This window comes from Blautia faecis, assembly GCF_027662325.1.
GTDB lineage: Bacteria > Bacillota > Clostridia > Lachnospirales > Lachnospiraceae > Blautia_A > Blautia_A faecis.
Genome location: NZ_JAQDKY010000086.1, coordinates 2,454 through 3,127 on the forward strand (window position 1 = coordinate 2,454; position 674 = coordinate 3,127).

General features: G+C 53.3%; 1 protein-coding gene. It reads right to left on the reverse strand.

The annotated features are described in order from the left end of the window. Positions 1-674: MobA/MobL family protein (locus PGQ38_RS19115; RefSeq protein ID WP_270433141.1), on the reverse strand; the 674-nt coding region annotated here is incomplete at both ends.

The window sequence follows — 674 nt, forward strand, 5'->3', positions numbered from 1 at the left end:
AAGTCCCTTTTGCCGGAGATAGGACAATGCTTCGCTGACTGCCTTTAAGTCCTGTGAAGTCCCCCGGTTCTGTCCAGCCCTTGTCCAGTCCTTCCGTTCTTCCTTTCGTATCTCCATATACTTCATCAGCAGATTGGGAAGAAGTGTTGCTTCCTCCGCCGCCTTTTGTGCAAGCAGCTCTTTCCGTTTTTCGCCCAGCTCGGTAATCCAGCCTTTGAGGTTTTGAATGAGCTGCCGAATGGACTGCATCAGGTGGTTGGCGGCTTTGATTTCCCGGTTCAGGTTGCCGATATTCGTCTGGATACCACGCTTTTCCATCTGCTGGACAGCAGCCCCCTCATGGACAGTGGGGACTATATCAAGCCCCTGTCTGGCATAGGAACGCAAGTCCACACGCTCTGGGCGGTCATTGGCTTCCAGATAGCGGTTCTGGATGACCTCCCATTCATGCCGCCAGATTTCGCAATACTTCTGGTCGTTCCAATCCACCGTATCCTCCTTGTGGCTTTTCCATCTGCCGGACGGAAGTTTGATCCGTTCCCCATTCTCGTCAAGGTCATAAACCTTGCGGCTCTTGGGAAGCCATTTCCCATGTTCGTCCATTGCCCTCATAGTGAGCAGGACATGGGCGTGGGGATTGTGTCCCGGCGGATGGGGGTCATGGATTGCAAAAT